General features: G+C 28.1%; 22 protein-coding genes, 1 tRNA gene and 1 other RNA gene. 2 read left to right on the top strand and 22 right to left on the bottom strand.

Going from position 1 to position 21265, the window contains the following annotated elements; all coding sequences use genetic code 11:
• Positions 1-8 precede the first annotated feature (8 nt).
• From GOM42_RS00410 to dnaX, 11 genes are all read right to left on the bottom strand, one after another.
• A complete protein-coding gene (locus GOM42_RS00410) occupies positions 9-1265 on the bottom strand; it encodes a DUF1015 family protein (protein ID WP_110077566.1) in 1257 nt (418 codons plus the stop codon).
• 133 nt (positions 1266-1398) lie between these two features.
• Positions 1399-2304 (bottom strand): D-2-hydroxyacid dehydrogenase, encoded by a 906-nt coding sequence (locus GOM42_RS00405; RefSeq protein ID WP_252597676.1) that lies wholly within the window; start codon positions 2302-2304, stop codon positions 1399-1401.
• A gap of 69 nt (positions 2305-2373) precedes the next feature.
• A complete protein-coding gene (locus GOM42_RS00400) occupies positions 2374-3450 on the bottom strand; it encodes an alanine--glyoxylate aminotransferase family protein (protein WP_110077564.1) in 1077 nt (358 codons plus the stop codon).
• Between the two features lie 163 nt (positions 3451-3613).
• Positions 3614-3796, bottom strand: a complete 183-nt coding sequence (locus GOM42_RS00395; protein WP_003450908.1) for a hypothetical protein — start codon at positions 3794-3796, stop codon at positions 3614-3616.
• 68 nt (positions 3797-3864) lie between these two features.
• A complete protein-coding gene (locus GOM42_RS00390) occupies positions 3865-4044 on the bottom strand; it encodes a hypothetical protein (protein WP_003450880.1) in 180 nt (59 codons plus the stop codon).
• Positions 4045-4194: 150 nt separating this feature from the next.
• A complete protein-coding gene (locus tag GOM42_RS00385) occupies positions 4195-5340 on the bottom strand; it encodes a hypothetical protein (RefSeq protein WP_110077563.1) in 1146 nt (381 codons plus the stop codon).
• Between the two features lie 274 nt (positions 5341-5614).
• Positions 5615-5893, bottom strand: coding sequence for a pro-sigmaK processing inhibitor BofA family protein (locus GOM42_RS00380; RefSeq protein WP_003468693.1), 279 nt, complete (start codon positions 5891-5893; stop codon positions 5615-5617).
• 15 nt (positions 5894-5908) lie between these two features.
• Entirely contained in the window at positions 5909-6187 is a 279-nt protein-coding gene (locus tag GOM42_RS00375) for a YaaL family protein (RefSeq protein ID WP_003450842.1), read from the bottom strand.
• Positions 6188-6393: 206 nt separating this feature from the next.
• Complete coding sequence (gene recR / locus GOM42_RS00370; RefSeq protein WP_003450875.1) at positions 6394-6990, bottom strand: recombination mediator RecR; 597 nt, start codon at positions 6988-6990, stop codon at positions 6394-6396.
• A gap of 97 nt (positions 6991-7087) precedes the next feature.
• On the bottom strand, positions 7088-7426 hold the full coding sequence (locus tag GOM42_RS00365) for a YbaB/EbfC family nucleoid-associated protein (protein WP_003458189.1): 339 nt from the start codon (positions 7424-7426) through the stop codon (positions 7088-7090).
• 111 nt (positions 7427-7537) lie between these two features.
• The gene (gene dnaX / locus GOM42_RS00360; protein WP_110077562.1) at positions 7538-9181 is read right to left on the bottom strand and encodes a DNA polymerase III subunit gamma/tau; all 1644 of its coding nucleotides are present in this window, start codon (positions 9179-9181) and stop codon (positions 7538-7540) included.
• 190 nt (positions 9182-9371) lie between these two features.
• Between dnaX and GOM42_RS00355 the strand changes: the two genes are divergently transcribed.
• On the top strand, positions 9372-9857 hold the full coding sequence (locus GOM42_RS00355) for a dihydrofolate reductase (protein WP_110077561.1): 486 nt from the start codon (positions 9372-9374) through the stop codon (positions 9855-9857).
• Between the two features lie 154 nt (positions 9858-10011).
• On the opposite strand, the gene brnQ is transcribed toward GOM42_RS00355, so the two are convergent.
• From brnQ to cpa, 10 genes are all read right to left on the bottom strand, one after another.
• A complete protein-coding gene (brnQ, locus tag GOM42_RS00350; RefSeq protein ID WP_110077560.1) occupies positions 10012-11298 on the bottom strand; it encodes a branched-chain amino acid transport system II carrier protein in 1287 nt (428 codons plus the stop codon).
• Between the two features lie 436 nt (positions 11299-11734).
• The gene (locus GOM42_RS00345; RefSeq protein ID WP_110077559.1) at positions 11735-12238 is read right to left on the bottom strand and encodes a hypothetical protein; all 504 of its coding nucleotides are present in this window, start codon (positions 12236-12238) and stop codon (positions 11735-11737) included.
• Between the two features lie 165 nt (positions 12239-12403).
• Positions 12404-12668, bottom strand: an RNA gene (ffs, locus tag GOM42_RS00340) — signal recognition particle sRNA large type.
• A 2-nt stretch (positions 12669-12670) separates the two neighbouring features.
• Positions 12671-12760, bottom strand: a tRNA-Ser gene (locus GOM42_RS00335).
• A gap of 251 nt (positions 12761-13011) precedes the next feature.
• Positions 13012-13800 carry a prolipoprotein diacylglyceryl transferase gene (gene lgt, locus GOM42_RS00330; protein WP_003472622.1) on the bottom strand — a complete coding sequence of 263 codons (789 nt, stop codon included), beginning with the start codon at positions 13798-13800 and terminating at the stop codon, positions 13012-13014.
• A 266-nt stretch (positions 13801-14066) separates the two neighbouring features.
• A complete protein-coding gene (locus tag GOM42_RS00325; protein ID WP_110077558.1) occupies positions 14067-14786 on the bottom strand; it encodes a hypothetical protein in 720 nt (239 codons plus the stop codon).
• Positions 14787-14798: 12 nt separating this feature from the next.
• Positions 14799-15692, bottom strand: a complete 894-nt coding sequence (locus GOM42_RS00320) for a permease (protein ID WP_110021339.1) — start codon at positions 15690-15692, stop codon at positions 14799-14801.
• Between the two features lie 2 nt (positions 15693-15694).
• A complete protein-coding gene (locus GOM42_RS00315) occupies positions 15695-16279 on the bottom strand; it encodes a GTP-binding protein (RefSeq protein ID WP_110077557.1) in 585 nt (194 codons plus the stop codon).
• A 19-nt stretch (positions 16280-16298) separates the two neighbouring features.
• Positions 16299-17222, bottom strand: coding sequence for a GTP-binding protein (locus tag GOM42_RS00310; protein ID WP_061426039.1), 924 nt, complete (start codon positions 17220-17222; stop codon positions 16299-16301).
• Between the two features lie 187 nt (positions 17223-17409).
• Positions 17410-18606: an alpha-toxin gene (cpa, locus tag GOM42_RS00305; RefSeq protein ID WP_003479647.1), complete on the bottom strand. Its 1197-nt coding sequence runs from the start codon at positions 18604-18606 to the stop codon at positions 17410-17412.
• A gap of 330 nt (positions 18607-18936) precedes the next feature.
• Between cpa and GOM42_RS00300 the strand changes: the two genes are divergently transcribed.
• Positions 18937-20409, top strand: a complete 1473-nt coding sequence (locus tag GOM42_RS00300; protein ID WP_110077567.1) for a protein adenylyltransferase SelO — start codon at positions 18937-18939, stop codon at positions 20407-20409.
• A gap of 111 nt (positions 20410-20520) precedes the next feature.
• Here the strand turns inward: GOM42_RS00300 and GOM42_RS00295 are convergent, their stop codons facing one another.
• Entirely contained in the window at positions 20521-21183 is a 663-nt protein-coding gene (locus GOM42_RS00295; RefSeq protein WP_110077556.1) for a glucosaminidase domain-containing protein, read from the bottom strand.
• Between the last annotated feature and the right edge of the window lie 82 nt (positions 21184-21265).

Genomic DNA, 21265 nt, shown 5'->3' with positions numbered 1-21265 from the left:
ATCCCTTTTTATATTTTATGAATAAATATTCCACTTCTAAGCTTAGGCTCAAACCATGTTGATTTTGGTGGCATTATTAACCCCTTATCAGAAATTTTCATTACCTCTTCTAGACTTGTTGGATAAAGAGCAAAGGCAACTTTCATATCCTCTGATACTCTTCTTTCTAATTCTTTAAGACCCCTTATACCTCCAACAAAATCTATTCTCTCATCATTTCTTACATCTTTTATTCCTAATATAGGCTCTAAAATATTATCTTGAAGTATAGAAACATCTAAATTTTTCACTAAATCAATTTTTGTTTTTTCTATTAGTGAAATTTCATTTTTCTCTTTATACTCTAATTTGAACCAATCTCCATTAATATACATCCCAAACTCACCTTTATGTTTAGGTTTGGGAGTATCTTCCTTATTTAATTTAGTTATTTGAAATTTTTCTTCTAATTTCAATAAAAATTCCTCTTCACTTAATCCATTTAAATCTTTAACTACTCTGTTATAATCTATAACTGTAAGTTCTGTTTTAGGAAATAAAACTCCTAAGAAATAATTACATTCATCCTCAGGTAAGCATTCTCCCTTTTCTCTTCTTTCTAAACATACTTTTACAGCTGCTTCTGACCTATGATGTCCATCTGCTATATATATTGAATTAATTTCTTTAAACTCTTTTATTATTTCATCTATAATAGATTTATCTTCTATTTTCCAAACTCTGTGCAAAACTCCATCATCAGAAATAAAATCATATAAAGGCTTTTCTAAAACTATTTTTGAAACTGTATTACTTATTTTTTCTGAATCTCTATAGGTTAAAAATATTGGTCCTGTTTGAGCATTACAAGCTTTTATATGTTTTACTCTATCTTCTTCTTTTTTAGCTCTAGTAAATTCATGTTTTTTTATTGTGTTATTTAAATAATCATCAACAGATAAGCATGAAACAATTCCCCTTTGGGCCTTTCCATCTAAAACTAACTCATAAACATATAAACAATCTTTTTCTTCTTTTATAAAAATATTATTTTGAATAAATCTTTCCAAATTCTCTCCCGCTTTTTTATAAACCTCTTCAGAATACTCACTAATATTTTCTGGAAAATAAGTTTCAGCTTTATCAATATTTAAAAATGAAAACTCATTGTTTTTTACTTCATCTTTTGCTTCATCCCTACTCAAAACATCGTATGGTAATGCAGCAACTTTTTCTACTAAGTCCTTTCTTGGTCTTAAAGCTTTAAAAGCTTTTATATTAACCATATTCCTCACGCTCCCTCTAAAAATTAATCCCTATTTTAATTATTATTAGATTATATTCATATATAAAATAAGGCTTTTTTCTTTTTTATCTAAAGTTTAATCTTTAAATCTACAGAGTTATATATTTTAAATTTTACTTATACATCTCTTCTTTTATTATATTTATAACTTCCTCCCCTATTTTCATCTGAGCCTCTTTTGTTGAAGCTCCAATATGAGGAGTTAAACTTACTTTAGGATGATTTATTAATTCTAAATTTTTACTTGGCTCTTCTAAGAATAAATCTAGTCCAACTCCCCCTAAAGTTCCATCATTTAAACTAGTTATTATTGCATCCTCATCTAGTGCTTTTCCCCTAGAAGTATTTATTATAAACACTCCCTTTTTAACCTTCTTTAATTCTTCACTTCCAATTATACTCTTAGTTCCAGAAATATTTATAGAAATAAAATCTGCTTCTCTTAATAACTCATCAAATTCTACTTTTCTATAATTATTGTCTATATTCTTAATATCCATCAGATCAAAGTATATTATTTTCATACCTAAAGCTGTACATTTCTTAGCTAATTCAGATCCTATTCTTCCCATACCTATAATTCCAAGAGTTTTTCCTTCAAGCTCAACACCAACATACTCTTTCTTTTTCCAAAAACCAGCTTTCATAGTTATATTAGATTGATTTAAAAACCTTGCTAAAGAGAACATATGGGCTAATATAATCTCTGCAACTGATGAAGAACTTGCATTAGGAGTATTTCTTACTTTAATTCCATTTTGTTCAGCATATTGAACATCTATATTATCTAACCCAACTCCACCTCTTATAATTAATTTTAACTTTCCACCTTTAATCGCTTCATCTATTAATTCTCTTCTAATTTTTGTAGCAGACCTTATAACTATACAATCTACTTTTTTAATCTTTTCTTTTAAATCTTCTATATCATAATGATTAGTATCAACATCAAAACCTAGAAATTCCAAATTGCTAATAGCTTTTTTATCTAGTCCATCATTTAAAAGTATTCTTAACATATTAAAATAGCCCCCTTAATAAATTATTTAGTATAAAAGAAACCCACACTAATTAGTGTGGGCTTAAATTTATTCCAATTCCAAAATTTCATTTATATTACTTAATAATTCTTTTATATCTTTAACTTGGCAGTCAGCCATGTGTGCTATTCTAAATGTCTTATCCTTTAGCTTTCCATACCCATTAGATATCTGAAATCCTCTTTTTCCAAGTTCCTTATTTAAAGCCCCAATATCTATATTTTTATTATTTTTTATAGTTGTAAGAGTATTTGAATAGTACCCCTTTTCAGGATAAATTTCAAAATATTTTTCTGCCCATTCTCTAACTATTTTAGCCATTTCAATATGTCTATTAAATCTATTTTCTAGCCCTTCTACATTTAATATATAATCTAATTGGTAATCTAAAGCATACATATGTGAAATAGAAGGCGTTGATGGATATTGATAATCCTTCTTTTTAATATATTTATATAAAGCTAATAAATCTAAATATGTTCCTCTAAACTTAACTTTTTCTGCTCTTTCCCTAGCTCTTTCTGAAAATGTACATATTGCTATTCCTGGAGGAAGCCCTAAAGCTTTTTGTGAAGAAGTAATACATATATCTATATTAAGTTTATCCACCTCTATTTTACTTCCACCTGCAGAACTAACTGCATCAACACAGAATATAACATCTGGATATTTTTTTATAACTTTGCTTATTGCTTCTAAATCATTCATAACCCCTGTAGATGTTTCATTATGAGTTACTGTTATTAAATCATACTGTCCAGTTTTAAGAACTGAATCAATTAAATCTACATTAATACTTTTTCCCCAAGTAACTTCAAATTTATCCACAGGAACATTATTACTTATCCCCATTTCATACCATCTATCCCCAAAAGCCCCCACAGAAAATACAGCAGCCTTCTTTAAAGTACAACTTCTTATAGCTCCCTCCATTAATCCACTTCCTGAAGTTGTTGATAAAAGTATTTCATTATTAGTAAAAAATAATTTCCTTAAATTATCGCTTATTCTTCTTTGTAATTGAGATGCCTCTTTACTTCTATGCCCAATCATAGGAGTAGCCATTTTTTCTAATACTTCCTCTCTTACCTCCACAGGTCCTGGTATAAATAGCTTTTTATGCATGTAATCCCCTCCTTTACCTTAACAATTATTTTATTTATTAGTATATAATAAATTTTCTTCATTGGTGATACAAAAATAAATAAAAATAATTATAAATTGCCTTTTTAGAAATAAAAAAAGACCTATATCAAAAAAATATTGATTAAGGTCTTTCAAATATAAATTAAATCATATCCTGTAAAATGTTGAATTTATTCTCCATTTCCTTTTCACAAGTTCCACTATGAAACTCATTGCAATTTAAACAGCTTTTACAAGAATTCATTGAAGATACTGCTTCTCTATGTCTAGCTGAATAATCAACACAATTTTCTGCTATATCTATAAATTCTTCACTAATAGCCATACAAATTCTCCTTTCTCAGAACAATACTATATGCTTAGTATTTTCTAAGAAAGTTTTTTTATACTAAATTATTCCTCTTCATCATTCCAAAATAAAACTGACTCTGTTTCTCTACAGTATTTTACACATATACATTGTCCTAAATTTCTAGGGCAAAGTCTACAGAGACAATTTTTCTCTGTTCCATCACATCTATCATTCTTAAAATCTATACAATACTTACAATTTATACTTGTTCCAACAGCCATAACAAACCTCCTGTTCCTCTCTTACATACAGTTAAAAGTATATCACTTTTAATCTTTTCTTTAAAACAAAAAGATTCTTATAAATATTATATTTATTTAAATTGTAAGTTTAAAAGGAAGACTACTCTATTTGTTTAATTCTCATTTATCTTATAAACTATTATTAAAATTTTCTTCCTTATCAATTGTATTATTATTATCTAAAAACCCTGTAGTTTCATCAAATTCAATATAATCACCTATACAAGGTTGAATCTCATTGCATACTTCAATATCATCTTCTATTAAATCCTTATTTAATATCTTTCTTCTATATAAAATCTCTAAAAAAACAAATAATAAAACCATAGAAATTAAAGATGCAATGTTAACCATAAAGGTTCCCTTAACATAACTTACACTTGGAATAAACATTATAATTAAATATCCTATGGCATTTACAAATACAAATCCAATTAATACACTCATAAAAATATAAATAAAATATCTAGGTATTTCAAAAAAATATGGTCTATCTAAATATTTTAAATTCATTATTTTTAAAATTAAGCTTGAAATATAAATAAGCAGTACTGAAATTGAGGATAAAATTATTATAAATGTAAGCTGTCTTCCTAAAGAAAAAGAATTTATCTGAAAATCTAAATTTAATAAATTAAAAATTAATAAGACTTTCTCACCAATAAAATTTAAGAAGTTTCTTACCCAAATAAGTTTATCACTAATTAAAAGCTCACTTACTGAAAAGATTAAAATTAGACCTTCCATAAAAAATATTGGGAAGATTCCTGCAAACATTCTATCCTTAACAATTAAATTCATAATAAAAATTATTGAAGTAAATAATAATCCTAATGTTATGAAATAAAGAAAACTTATAATAAGCTTATCTAAACTAAAAGAATTTCTATATGGTATATAAAAAATTAATTTTATAAATATGTTAATTAGTATAGGCATTAGAGAAACTCCATAAATTAAAATAGCTTTAGAAAAGAAATATTTCTTTGTATTCTCCTCTCCCACAACTAAAGTTTCCTTTAACTCATTTTCTTTATCCTCAAATAAAAATCCAACACTCCAAACTAAAAATAAAAATAATAAAAATTTATCTATATTCCCCATTGAAAAACATTTATTTATTATGGAAATATCTAAATTCCCTTGCCTTGCCTGAAAAAAGTATCTTATCATACTGTAATTTCTCATTAAAAAGAAATAAGCTATTCCTAAAACTATTAATCCTCTAATCCCTCTAGACTTGTATTTATCTAGAATTAAGTTATTACTCTTCATAAAATTCTCCATTCACTAAAGTATAAATTCTCTATAAATATACTTTTATAAATATATTTTTATGATTTTTATTTCTTTAAGTAGCAAATTTTATTTAAAAACATATATTAATATAAAGAGTGATTAATTGCTTCTTCATTTTTTGACTACTCCTCTCCTTAGAAAAGGAAGAAGTGCTTAATACATTCCTTGCTTACTTTGCAAGTTTCCTCCCATCTAAAAATAAAAAAACAGGTGATTTCACCTGTTTTTTTATTTTTATAAATTCTTATATTTATCTAACAAAAACTTGGAATAATATCATTAAAACTACTCCAGGTATTCCTAAAATACCTGCTATTAAAGCAGTTAATAAGTTTATTCCTATAGTTATGCCAAAATAAGCTCCAAAGTAATTAACAATCATAAGTAGTATAGCCCCAAAGACACTATTAATAACCAAGCCTATTATTTTCCCTATTGATCCAAATATTAATCTTAAAATTAATATTGCAACAAGCACTCCTATAATTAAAAGAATTATATCATCTAAGGATAACGCTCCTATATCCATAAATCTACCACCTTTTTAAATTATACTTATCCTAGCATTCTTAAATATATGTTCCATACTAACTTTTATACCTCTTTTTTTAGCTTCTCTTATTAGGTATTCATATCTAGCGTTAATATCTTGCTCTTTATATATTAAAGATTCTATAAGTTTATCATCACAAGCATTTTGAAAAGCTGATCTTGCAACCTCCATTTCTAGTATGGTTTGCTCAATAGCTTTTAATATTTCCTCGTCTTGATTTGAATAATCTATCTTTTTTATTAAGTAATCAGAAATTTTCTTTTTATCCATAACTAACACCTCCAACTTATTCTTTTGGAATTATTACCAAAATGTCCAAGTTATATTCAGGTGTTATAAAGATTTAATGTTGTATTTTAACTAGTTAATTTCCCTTATATTTATATTGTTTAATTACTGTTATAAATATTTAATACTGTATTTTAAATTATAAAGTAATTTAGCTATTAGTTATAATCACAAGGCATAACTAATCTTTATATAACAGTTCTACCTTCTAAGGCTTTAGATAAAGTTACCTCATCTGCATACTCTAAATCTCCCCCAACTGGGATTCCTGCTGCTATTCTAGTAACCTTAACATCTAATGGCTTTAATATCTTTGAAATATACATAGCTGTAGCTTCCCCTTCAATAGTAGGGTTTGTAGCTACAATAACTTCTTTTACATCTCCGCTCATTCTTGCTACTAATTCTCTTATTCTTATATCCTGTGGTCCTCTTCCTTGCATTGGAGAAATAGTTCCATGTAAAACATGATATAAACCATTAAATTCTTTGACTTTTTCCATTGTCATAATATCCTTAGGTTGTTCAACCACACATATTATATCTTTTTCTCTATTAGGATTTGAACATATTGCACATGGATCTGTATCTGTAAAGTTACCACATACAGAACAATATTTAATAGTTCCCCTAGCTTTTACTAAGGCATTTGCAAATTCCTCTACCTCATCCTTTGGCAAATTTAAAATATGTAAAGTTAACCTTTGAGCTGATTTTTTTCCTATACTAGGTAACTTAGCAAACTCTTCAATTAACTTTTCTATAGCTACTGGATAAAATTCCATTATTTTTCCTCCTATTATTTAAACTAAATTCTCTCTATTTATAAAAAACTCCGCTGAGAAGTTTCAGCAGAGTTTTCAAATTTAATAAGTATTTCTATTAGAATAATCCTGGCATTCCCATTCCACCAGTTAATTTACCCATCTTTTCTGAAGTTTCTTCAGAAGCTTTTTCTAAAGCTTGCTTAACAGCTGAGAAAACTAGATCTTCTAACATTTCAACATCATCTGGATCTACAACTTCTGGCTTTATATTAAGTGCGATTAATTCTTTCTTTCCGTTAACTTTTGCAACAACTGCACCGCCGCCAGCTGAGCCTTCGAATTCTGATGCTTCGATTTCCTCTTGCATTGATTGCATTTGTTTTTGAAGCATTTGTGCTTGCTTCATTAAATTATTCATGTTTCCCATTCCGCCTGGAAATCCACCTCTTGCCATACTTACATCCTCCTTAAAAATTAACTCCTTAATATTATATAGTATTTTTGAAAAATTTACTATAATATTAGATTATATGCTTAATCATTATTATTTGGTTACAATTTTATTCTATTCTTCAACTATTTCTAGACCATCACCCATAATCCCTGAAAGTCTAGCTTCTAAATCAGCTTCCTCAGCTTTTTCCTCTTCTGTTCCTTGTTCTACACTATATACAACTCTTACAGGTTCCTTTAAAACTTCTGAAAATATATCATTTACTATTTTAGAGAAATCATGTTTTTCAAGTCTTTCTTTATTATGTCTATATTCATAAGTATATCTAAATTCAACAACACCTTTGTTACAAGAAACTTTGCTTATACCCTTTGCTAAGGCTATATAAACCATATACTTTCCTCTACTCTTAAAGGTTTCAAGTATATCTTTCCAAACCTTTCTTAAATACTCTGGTGTTAGGGTTGAATTTTCATTTACCACCTCATAATTATTTGAACTTTTAATAGCATTCTGTTGTTTATTATTTAAAGTTTTATTATTTGAAGTCTCATTTGAAACTTGTGATTTAACCTCTTCTAAATTAGTATTAACCTGTGTATTTCCACTTCTTATTGCTTGTTCTAACTTATTTATTCTTGCTAGCATAACTTCCTTAGATGTATCATACTCTATTTTGCACATTTTTATTACTGCAAGCTCTAAATAAACTCTAGCCTGTTTACTAAGTTTAGCCTCTTCATCACATTCTTGCACAATTCTTATGCATCTCATGATTTCTTCAACCTTTAACTTAGCACCTTGCACTTTAAGTTTTTCTATATTTTCCTCAGCAGTATCTAAAACTTCCTCTGGATTTGAAGTTACCTTTATCATAAGCAAGTTTCTATAATGAACTATTAAGTCCTTTATGAAAAGAGTCATATCCTTTCCTGTAAGAACTAATTCTTCTATTATTTCCATAGCACTTTCTATATCTCTTTTTATTATAGAATCTACTATTTTAAATAAATTATCATTAGTTACAAGACCTAACATAGAAACTAATTCATCATAATCTACCTTACCATCTCCTATAGAAATAGCTTGATCTAATATACTTAAAGAGTCTCTCATAGCTCCATCAGATACTCTTGCAACAAGGTCTAAGCTTTTATCATCACAGAATATACCTTGCTCAGTAACTATTTTTCTTAGTCTTCCTGTTATATCTTTTCTACTAATCCTTTTGAAGTCAAACCTTTGACATCTTGATAATATAGTTATAGGTAATTTTTGAGGATCTGTTGTAGCCAAAATAAAGACTACATTCTTTGGTGGCTCTTCTAAAGTCTTTAAAAAAGCATTAACTGCCCCAATAGAAAGCATGTGAACCTCATCCATTATGTAAACTTTAAATCTAGCTTCTTGAGGTGGGTATTGAACATCATCAATTATATCCCTTATGTTATCTACCCCATTGTTTGAAGCTGCATCAAGTTCAGTTATATCTATTGCTAATCCTTCATTTATTTTTTTACACATCTCACACTGATTACAAGGCTCTCCGTCTTTTAAATCTAGACAGTTTAAAGCCTTAGCCATTACCTTAGCTGTAGAGGTTTTACCAGTTCCTCTAGTACCACAAAATAAATATGCATGAGCTGTTCTTTCATTTATTATCTGATTTTTTAATGTAGTGGTTATATGTTCTTGACCTACAACATCATTAAAGGTTTGTGGTCTCCACTCTCTATACAAAGCTTTATATGCCAAATTATTCACCTCTCTAAGCCTGTATTAACATATAATTATTATACATCAAAACAAGCCATAATACCTATCACACTTATTTTATATTTTTCTTAGTTAAACCATTATATCATGATTAATATTTTCTTTTTTAAAAATAAATATATAATTATCTTAATAATATTTTTATGTTAACCTTGAAAGGATTTTTTATATGTTTTCTATAATTGTTGCCAAAAGTATTAATAATATCATTGGAGTTAATAATAAAATGCCTTGGAATATTCCATCTGATTTAAAAAGATTTAAAGAACTTACTATGGGTAAAAAAATATTAATGGGAAGAAAAACCTTTGAATCTCTTCCTTTTGTTTTACCTGGAAGAACTCATTTAGTTTTAACTACAAAGAAAGATTTTTCTTATAATCATAAGGACGTAATTATTTATAATGATTTAAATAAGCTTATTGAAGAGTATAAAGATAGTAAGGAAGAAATATTTGTAATAGGTGGTGGAAAAATATATTCTGAGCTTTTAAAATATACTTCAAAATTATATATAACTGAAGTTTTAAAGGAATATAAAGGAGATACTTATTTCCCTAAAGTAGATTATTCTAAATGGATAAAAACTTATGAAAGTTCTATTTATGAAGAGAATGGTAATAAGTTTAAGTTTTTTAACTATAAAAAGATATAATCTTCAATATATCCTTAGCTATAATTTATTTAGAGGTTATTATAATACTTATTCCTAATGACTTAATAAAAAGTAAAAACCCTATTTAAGTAGACATATGAAATATCTACTTAATGGAGTTTTACCTTTTTTCTATAACTTTTTATTTAATTACTTAATATGATTCTTCTAAAGATACAACTTCTCTTTTTCTAAATATTAACCCTGCTATTAATCCTCCAACTATAGCTGGAACAACCCAGTTAAATCCTAGGTTTGCAAGAGGTAACTTATGAACAAATTCAAATTTTATTCCTAAGCTATCAATTACAGTAAGTAAGCTTATTAAAAGAGTTGCATAAGTAGCTCCCTTTACCACTACATTATTTGGAACGAATTTTTCAAATATACTCATTACTACTAATAATATAGAAACTGGATAAATTAAGCTTAATACAGGTACTGCAATTTCTATTATTTTATCTACTCCTAAATTAGAAGATAATGCACTAAATACACATATTGCTATTACTATATATTTGTATTTTAATTTTTTGTTAGATACATCTTCAAAGTATTTAGCCGTAACAGAAGTTAATCCTACAGCCGTTGTAAGACAAGCAAGTCCTATTACTATTGCTAACATAATAGTACCTGTTGACCCTAAAATTGCATTAGTTATATTCATAAGTAATGTTGTTTGTGAAATACTGCTATCATATAAAGTTGAAGATGTAGCCCCTAAGAATGTTAATCCTCCATAAACAATAGCTAGTCCAATACATGCAATTAAGGCAGATTTTATTGTAAGCATTCTATTTTCTTTTTTATCCTTATAGCCTTTACTTGCAAATGAAGCCATAACAAGTGCTACAATTCCTCCAGTTCCTAAAGCATCCATTGTTTGATATCCTTGAGTAATCCCAGTCATAAATAACTTACCTGAATTAACTTTTTCTAAATCTCCAATAGGATTTATAATTCCCTTTATTATTAATACTGCTAATGATATAAGTAATAATGGTGTTAGAACCTTTCCGATTATATCCATAACCTTATTAGGCTTTATTGTTAGCACAAAAACTATTAAAAAGAATATTACTGAAAATACATATGGATTTATATTCCCTAAAAGTGGAGAAATACTCATTTCAAATGTTGTTGCTGCAGTCCTTGGCACTACTAATATAGGTCCTAAGCATAACATCATTAAAATTTCTAAGGTAATACCAAATTTTTTACCTGCTCTTCCAACAACCCCTTGGAAAGATCCAGCCTTAGAAACTGCAACTATTGATAAAAATATTATTCCTACGTCTGATATTATAAATCCTAAAAAACTAATTAACCATTCACTTCCTGATGTTAATCCTATATATGGAGGAAATATTAGGTTTCCAGCCCCAAAGAATATAGAGAATAAGGCAAATCCTATTACTAATATATCTTTCTTTTTGTTCATTTTTTACAACCCCAATCTAATTAATTTATATTTTTCATATAAAAAAGCCACATAGTGTAAAACTATGTGGCCTTAGTGCCTTAAATAAAAAGCCACATAGTGTTTATCTATGTGGCTCTACATGCATTTTAAACTTAGCCATCATAGATACAAACCTAGTTTGCATCTATGAATCTTTTATATATCATAAACGCAAACTTAACTATAATAGCTAAAGTAAAAGGTATTTAATTTTGAAGCTCTAGTTAAGTTTAAATTTTTCATACTCAATACTCTCCAAATTTCAATTTATTATCTTAATAGAATTTTAATTGTTAAACCATAAAAAGTCAATAGGAATTAATGATATAATATTAAAAAAACTTTGAAAAACCTATGAATAACATAAAATAGCTTTTAAATATTAACTTATTTATGGCAATTTAATATTATTAGTTTAGCATCCCGCATAGTAAACTAATATTTTATCTACTAAGTTAGATACTTCCTTATTACTTTCTACAAAAATCTTTGCATTACTTTTTATAGTTTCTTCATCATGAGAATTCTTCATAGCCTCTAAAGAAGTTTTAGCCTTATTTAAATTATTTATTATATCATCATTATATGAAGCAAATTTTTCTGGAACCTTTACCCCTTTAAGGTCCTCTATTAAACATTTAAAAAAATTATTTGATCTTTCTAACTGTTCAATCATAGTATTATTTAATTTACCAGTTTCAGATACTGTTCTCATATGTTTTATAGAACCATCTACGCTCATATTAACAATAGTTGATGAAATTTTATCTATATACTCTTCTTCGTCTTTACTTTTCTCTTCTTCCCTACTCTTTTCTATAGGAATATTGATTGTATTTTTTTCACCGCTTGTACTACATCCAAGAACGAAAAGCGATAAAGTTACCCATAGAATTCCTACCAAAAGTTTTCTTCCCATAACTTCCTCCGTAAAATTACATTTTTGTCATAAGTATGTCTATATAATTATACCAACAAGTATAAAAGTTTTTATTAATGTTTCGTGAACATATAGAAAACATAATTTTACAAAATAAAAAAAACTTTTAACATACTCTGTTAAAAGTTTAATTACATAATAAAACCGTGCACCTCACTTCGACAATAACTTATGAACGTTACCTATGTAGTTAGCTCAAGCCAGACGTATCCACGGCACATGAAAATGACTGCTTATCGCTGCTTCCTTCCGGACCTGACGAGGTTCACAGGTTTCCATTGCGTGGGGCCCAACTCTCAACACCACTTACATAGGGCAGACTCCACAAGTTAGAGCCTCTATGAGGACTTCGATCCTGCTGTAGCGGATTGCAGGTTACAGGGCACCGCTAACTCCCCATCTAGCACGGCATGGCGGAGAGAGAGGGATTTGAACCCTCGGTAGAGTTTCCCCTACACACGCGTTCCAGGCGTGCTCCTTCGACCACTCGGACATCTCTCCATAATAAATATTAATTTGTAATACTTTTTCATTCTAACATATAAGTCTAACCAATTCAATACTGAAAATTTAATTATAATTATTATACTTGTATGAATAAAATTAGTATAAATTAGAAATTTTAATTTAAATAATATTTTTACCTTATATTTATTTTAATATAATTATTTAAAAATGAGCTGTATCAAAGCTTAAAAAGAAAATTAAAAATAATATCTTCTAAATAAAATTGATACAACTCTCATATAAATCTAATTTATAAATATACCTTTTCTCTTTTTCTTTCCTCTTGAAACAATAATTATTATTGCCACAATTCCAATAATAATTCCTAGTAAGCTAACTAATTGAGCAACTCTAATATTCATAAAATATAAACTATCTGTTCTTAGCCCTTCAATAAAGAATCTTCCTAGAGAATATAAAGATATATAAGCAGAAATAACTACTCCCTTATATCTATCTGTAATATTATATAAAATTATCATCAATAAAATGGCCACAAATATATCCCATATACTTTCATATAAGAATGTAGGATGATAATATGCTCCATTTATGTACATACCCCTTTGAATAAACTCAGGAAATTTACTAATAAACTCATTAGTTACTTGTCCACCATGCGCCTCTTGGTTAAAGAAATTCCCCCATCTACCTATTCCTTGGGCTAATATAAAAGCTGGAGCCACAATATCTGCATAGGCTAAAAAATCTACTTTTTTAACCTTACAATAAATAAATGCAGTTAAGAAAGCTCCTATTATTCCTCCATGAATTGCTAAGCCACCTTGTCTTATGTTTATCATATCCCAAAAGCTATGATAATTTTCAAGCTCAAAAAGCACGTAATATGCTCTAGCCCCTATAATAGCAAAAGGAAAGCACCATAAAAATAAATCTAAGATAACATCAAAGTTTAAATTCTTTTTCTTTGCGTTAATACTTACCAAGGTCATTGCAATTAAAATTCCTAATGCTATGATTATGCCATACCATCTTACTTCAAAACTACCAATTGAAAATGCTACTGGATTCATCTAACCTCTCCCATTCCTTTTAATTTTTTATAATAATACTACAGTAAAATTATTAAGTAAATATGTATCATTCGCATTTAAATAAAAATATTATAAAAAAACTTAATAATAAAATCTGTAATATAACAGTCTTATTATTAAGCTTCTATCTTATCTATTTAGTTTTATATTTAGAATCCTGTTTTAAGCTAGTATTAATTTTTATTGATATATTCATACGTAAGTTAATTTATTAAAAAGTCTCTTTAATTTTTTATTGATTAAATTTACTGTAATGTATCTGTGTAAAATACATTTATAAATGGAATTTCAATTTCTTCTCCTGCACTATTTTTAATCTTTTTAGATTCAACTAATCCCTTAACTTTTATTTCACTTCCATTTTTTAAATCTGGCAAATCGCCCTTGCATAATACTCCTAAGTACACTGAATCAGCTATGCAGCAAGTCATATCTATTTGAGTAATTGCAAATTCTTCTTTTTCATATAATTCACTAACATATAAAAGCCCTTCTATAGAAATTTCTTTTCCTACAAAATCTTCTAGATGAAGTATTAATTCTTCTAAGGAACTATGAAAATTTTTCTCTGTAAATACTAAAGCTTCATTACTATTTAATTTTTCATCAGAGTGCAGGTGATTATGTTCACTCTCTTTATGTCTATCATGATATAATTTAACTCCTTTTAAGTTTAAGGATACCTGATTAATATTTAATCCATTAGCTATATTTAAAATAACTAAAGCAAAAATAAAAATTAAATATCCACCCTTAAAACTCCTTCTAGTTGAGGTTTTAAAAATATTGAAAAATTGTATAACTAAAATCAAAAATAATAATATTATGGCCAAAATGACATATGCCTTCATATCTCTTGATATAATCAAAAAAATCTTTTCACTCATAAACATTTTTACTATTAAATATCCAAAGCAAAATAATATAAGAAACCATATGAATTCACTAAAATTAAATTTTCTCATAAAGGTTCCTCCTTAAAATATCAAAGCTGAAGCTATGAAGCAAAGTGAAAATACTACAAATAAAAGTTTAACTACAAAGGATTTTTTAAATATAGAAAATAACATTATTGTATTTTTTAAATCTATCATTGGCCCTATAATCAAAAATCCAGTTATTGATCCTAAAGAAAATCTATTCATAAAGGTACTGGCAACAAAGGCATCTGCCTCTGAACACAAGGAAATTAAGAATGAAAAAGCCATAAGGATTATTATTGATAACACTGCACTATTTTCAAAATAAAAAATAATATCCCTTGGTACAAAGGTTTGAAATATGGCTGCTAAAGTTGCTCCAACTATAAAATATTTCCCTATTTCATAAAACTCTAGGGATGTATGCTTTAAAAGCCTTATAAGTTTACTAGAATTATCATCTATTTCTGAACATCCACAAAGACATTTTCCTTGTAATTCTCCCTCACCATTATCTATGAAAATATTATTTTCTCCACTTAAACAAAGCATAAGTAGCCCAGCTATGACAGCTATTGAAAAGCCTATGCCCACTCTCAACAATACTACCTTTATGTTTCCATCAAAAGCATAATATGTTGATAATATAACCAGTGGATTAACTATAGGAGCAGCCAACATGTAAGTTATAGCCACATTTAAAGGTACCTTTTTATTTAATAATCCCTTTGTTATAGGCACTGTGGCACATTCACAAACAGGTAAAAAAACTCCTATTATCCCAGCTTGAATTGATCCTAATAATTTATTTTTAGATATGATTTTATTAAAAATATTATTTGAAATATAAACTTGCATAAAGGAAGCTAGCACTGCCCCTATAAGTATAAAAGGCAGTGCTTCTATTACTATACTAGAAAAGACTATAGAAAATTTATTTAAAAGCTCCATGTTTATCCCATCATCCTGTTTATAAGTCTTTCTTTATTAAAGTTCATATTAGTTTCTTCCTTACCTATGCAATTAACTATATGGGCATTATGATTAAATCTTTCTATCATATCTTTATATTCTTTTAAAGCATTTTCACTTATTTCATTACATTTATTTAAGACAATAAGATTGCTTAATGATATGTTCGGTATTATCATTGAAGGTATGTTCTTTAAAAACATATTAAAAGTTGTCATATCAATTAAATTAACTATAATCCCAATCTTTAAATATTCCTTAAGCTTACTATTTGTAACTTTATCTATAAACTTTTTAGTTTCACTAACCCCATTGCACTCAATAAAAACTCTCTTAGGCGCATAAAACTTTAAGCTTCTTATTAAATCCTCTTCCTTTAATTCATCCATGCTATAAAACTTTTTTACATTAATATTTTTCCTACAATTTATTAATTCTTCCTGTCCACGCTCACATTGTATTACTAAAACCTCCTCCTTAGAAAAATCATCTAAAATGTGATTTATGAAGGATGTTTTTCCTGATGATAAAAAACCTGTTATTAAATCAACTGAACATTTTTTCACATAACCCTCCCCCTTATTTTTAAGAAAATAATTTATCTATGCTATCTTTATTTAAATTTCTTCCTATAACACAAACTCTGCCTGTATAATCACTTTTATAATTAACAATAGAAATATCATTTGGTACAAAATCAAATTTAAACCACTTATTATCTTTAGATTTTATTATCCCCTTTGCCCTTAAAACCTCACCATGCTTGTTGTTTTGAAATTCATTTAAAATTTTTACTAACTCAGAATATTCAAAGGTTTTTGGTGTCTCCACTCCCCAATTTTCAAAAAACTCAGGTGCAGAAACTCTTCTTAAACCTATTCTTTTAGGCTTTTTATTTATATTCTCTATTAAATTTTCAACTTTTTTCTCTGAAACTTGAATTATTCTTTCTGGGCTTAACTTACTTAACTCAGTGGTTATAATGTTAGCCTTATTGTTTATTGTTTTTATTTCATTACAAACATGAGTAATTTCCTTATCAGAAAGTTTTTCTACTCTAGTTAATATTATTGTGTTTGCATTTACTAATTGACTTCTATAAAAATCTCCAAAGTTTTTCATATACATATGAACATTTTGAGCATCAACCATGGTTATTTTCATATTTATTCTTAAGCCCTCTATATGAGCTTCTTTTATAGATTCAAGAACTTGAGAAAAATTAGCTACTCCTGAAGGTTCAATTATGATTCTATCTGGTCTGTAATTTGATATTATGTCTAAAATATTTTGTTTAAAGTCACCCTTTATGGTGCAACATATACACCCAGAATTAATTTCTTTTACTTCAATTCTTCTATCTTTAAGTAAATCTCCATCAATTCCAACTTCTCCATATTCATTTTCCACAATAGCTACCTTTTCATCCTTTACTAAGGTATCTAAAAGCTTTTTTATTAAAGTAGTTTTGCCAGCTCCTAGGAATCCTGAAATTATATCTACTTTCATTTAATCCTCCTAATATAGAAACCATATTCTTATTGATTATATTCTTAAAACAAAAGGATTATTACTTAAAGTAATAATCCCTAAATCTCTAAAAATAAGTAAAATAAAAGCTTAAGAAAGACTTTATCTTTCCTAAGCTTTTATTTTGTAAATACCACCAAAACCAATAATTATTTTTTTACTTTTATTATTTTATATTATAAGTTGAATTTCCTGAAATCCACTCATTTATATCTTTGTCTACTACAACTTTTCCATTTGCTATTACCTTTATGTTTTCTGGCTTATAAGCATCTGGGAATGCTGTATATTTTCTTTTTCTAATCCACATATTTTGTATATCATCAATTTTTAGATTTTCATCTTTTAATTTGAAAGTATAAGTGTCTTTACTTCCAGTCATAAAATCATTTCCTGGGTTGTCCATTTCCCATTCTTGAGTTTTTCCATCCTTTGTTTTGATTCCAAAATACATGTAGTCATCTGTTCCAGCATCTTTTTCACCACTAGTTGATATGTAAGCTACTAGTTCTTTTACATTCTTTCCAACTGATGGATCATTACCCTCTGATACATCGTGTAAGAATCTATAAATATATCCCGCTGTTCCTTTTTGAGAGTTAGCCAGAGTTACCTTTGCTGCATAGTCCCAATCATCCCAACTATGACTCATGCTAGCATGACTATAGTATATTGATTTTCCTGTTTTAGCAAAACCTCTTGCATATTCTTTTGACCATGCATTAAAATCTTTGTTTTTTAAGATATCAGCATAAAAATCCTCATTAGTTTTGCAACCTGCTGTGTTTATTTTATACTGTTCTTTTCTTTCTTCTGCAAAAGTCTCAAACTTAACATGTCCTGCGCTATCAACGGCAGTAACATTAGCAGGATGATATGGAGTATCTATATCTCCAAAATAGTGCATAGCCTCTCCAAGATAGAATGTAGCTTGTTTATAGTTTCCTCTTTGCCATTCATATCTAGCTAATGCTGAAAATTTTCTTATTTGTGATTCCCCTGTGTCAGGTATAGAATAAGCTAAATACCAACTATTATCCTTTGAGAAATTATTATCTGTATCAGGATCCCAGAAGTGATCTTGATATAGATCATATGCATTCTTATCATAATCTGGATAAGTAGAACCTAATTGAAGCTCATGCATGTTCTCTTTTAAAATCTCTAAGTTTTTTCTTACACTTTCTGGTTCATTTTTGGACAGATCATTTTCTAATATTGAAACCCCTTGAGTTACAATCATAGCATGAGTTCCTGTTCCATCAATTTTTCCATCCCAAGCGTAAACTTTAGTTGATGCCCCAGCCCATAGGCTAGTTGCTAGCGCGGCACAAATAAGTGCCTTACAAATCTTTCTTTTCATTTTTATATCCCCCGTTAATTTTTTTCAAGTATTAATCTCCCCTTTTTTGATAACGATTAACACTTGCACTGAAATTATACCATATAATTACCATAAGCTCACTAAATTTTTGAATATTTTTTAAAATATTTTTGAATACAATTCAAATTTCAATTAAACATATCTAACCTTACCCACTCTAAATTGTTAAACTTATTTTTAATATGAAAATTTACAATTATTAGTGCTATAATAATTTAAATATTGTTTTTTAATTTAATAAGAATTTTTACACATAATATAAGGGATGGAATAAAATTTGAAATAAATTATAAGGCAAAGGATTTTAATATGGATAATAAAAATTTTCAATCAAAAACAGGTTTTAACTTAGAAAACACTTATTTAACTCTTCCAAATATATTCTTTAGTGAACAAAATCCAAAGGGTTCAAAAAATCCTAAACTTATTAAGTTTAATACTTCTCTTGCTGAAGAACTTGGACTTAATGAAGAAGTTTTAAACAGCGATTTTGGTCTTAATATATTTGCAGGAAATGAAACTTTCCCAGAAATTGTACCAATTGCACAGGCTTATGCAGGTCATCAATTTGGTCATTTTACAATGCTAGGAGATGGTAGAGCACTCTTATTAGGAGAACATGTAACTAAAGATGGTAAAAGATATGATGTTCAATTAAAAGGGTCTGGTAGAACAATCTATTCAAGAGGTGGAGATGGAAAGGCTGCCCTTGCACCTATGCTTAGAGAATATATAATAAGTGAAGGTATGCATGGTCTTGGAATTCCTACAACTAGAAGCCTTGCTGTAGTAAGTACTGGTGAGGAAGTTTTAAGAGAAAGATTTGAACAAGGTGCTATATTAACAAGAATAGCTTCTAGTCACATTAGAGTTGGAACTTTTGCTTATGCATCTCAATGGGGCACTTTAGAAGATCTTAAAAGTCTTGCTGACTATACTATTAAAAGACACTTTCCTAATATAGCTAAGAGTGAAAATAAATATATTTTATTTCTTGAAGAGGTAATAAATCGTCAAGCTGAACTTATAGTTAAGTGGCAAAGTGTTGGATTCATTCATGGGGTTATGAACACTGATAATATGGTAATCTCAGGAGAAACTATAGATTATGGACCATGTGCATTTATGGATACTTATGATACAAACACAGTATTTAGTTCCATTGATTATGCTGGTAGATATGCTTATGGAAATCAACCTAACATGGCTTTATGGAACTTAGCTAGATTCTCAGAAGCACTACTTCCTCTTCTAACCCCTAACCTAGATGAGGCTGTTAATATTGCTAAAAAGTCCATATCAAACTTTTCTAAACTCTATAAAAAATATTGGTTCAATAAAATGAGAGCTAAACTTGGTCTTTTCACAGAAAAAGAAAATGATGAATTGCTAATTGAAGGGCTTTTAAGCACAATGCAAAAATATGAAGCAGATTTTACTAATACCTTTGTATCTTTAACTCTTAATAAATTTGAAGATGAAAAAGTATTTAGTAGTGATGAATTCAAAACTTGGTATGCTCTTTGGCAAAATAGATTAAAAGAAGAAAATAGACCACAGGAAGAAGTAAGGAATTTAATGATGAATAATAATCCTTATATAATTCCTAGAAATCACTTAGTTGAAAAAGCTCTTAAAAATGCTGAAAAAGGTGATTTTACTTTTATGGATAATCTATTAGAAGCACTAAAGAATCCTTATAGTTATTCTAAAGATTTAGAAAAGTACACTAAGTTACCTGAGAAAAGTGACACTCCTTATGTAACATATTGTGGAACTTAAAATTTAATTATATAAATTAATAGAATATAAATTAATGGGATATAAAAAACTTTTTTATAAGCTTTTTATATCCCAATTTTTATATCTAAATCTCTATATAATTTTCCTAACTTAAAATATATTCATTACCTCTATGTCTTTATTTCCTGCCCCTTCCATCATCTCATTGTACATTCCAAGAATTTCTTCCCCATAGGTAGGACTTGGTGCCCAATTTTTGCTTAAATCAATTACTGAATTAGCTTTCCCAAATATTGAAGCAAAGTGTCTAGGATCCTTTGTTTCAGCCTTTGGATATCCTTCTGCCCCTGCATATAATGCTAAATGATCCAAATGAGCCTTTACTCCCTCATTCCAACTTTTAAATTTTATATGAGCTTTAGGGTCTTTATCGCTCCCACCCTTATTTGTTTTTAACCCACATGGATTATGATATGAAGCATCTAATACTCCTCCAAAATTACCATAGGCAGTTTCCTTAGCTGCTTGTACATACGCTAAAGCTGGATTAACATCCCCATGTTCATCTGAATATTCCCAATATAAATCAGCAAGTTCAACAAATTCCTTAGTGGCTCCTTTTCCTTGTGCCCATTTTTTAGCATCATCTACTGTTATAAAAACATCTGAAACTATTGGTATATCCTCTTCAGTTTCTATTTCTATTTTTACGCTCTGCGCCTCTGTTACATGAACCACATCTATGTTTATTATTGTTAACATTACTAATATTGCTACTATTAAAGTTTCTATGTTAAATTGGTCTTCCTTCACAATAGGATCCTCCTAATACTATTACATAATATTCTCTATAAATAATATGCTATCCTATTCTTATTTATGTAAAAAAAGTGAG

The sequence above is a fragment of the Clostridium sp. 16K-1-R1 genome (genome assembly GCF_023921145.1).
GTDB lineage: Bacteria > Bacillota > Clostridia > Clostridiales > Clostridiaceae > Sarcina > Sarcina perfringens.
Note: the sequence above shows the minus strand (reverse complement) of the source record. Positions and strands in the feature narration are given on the sequence as shown.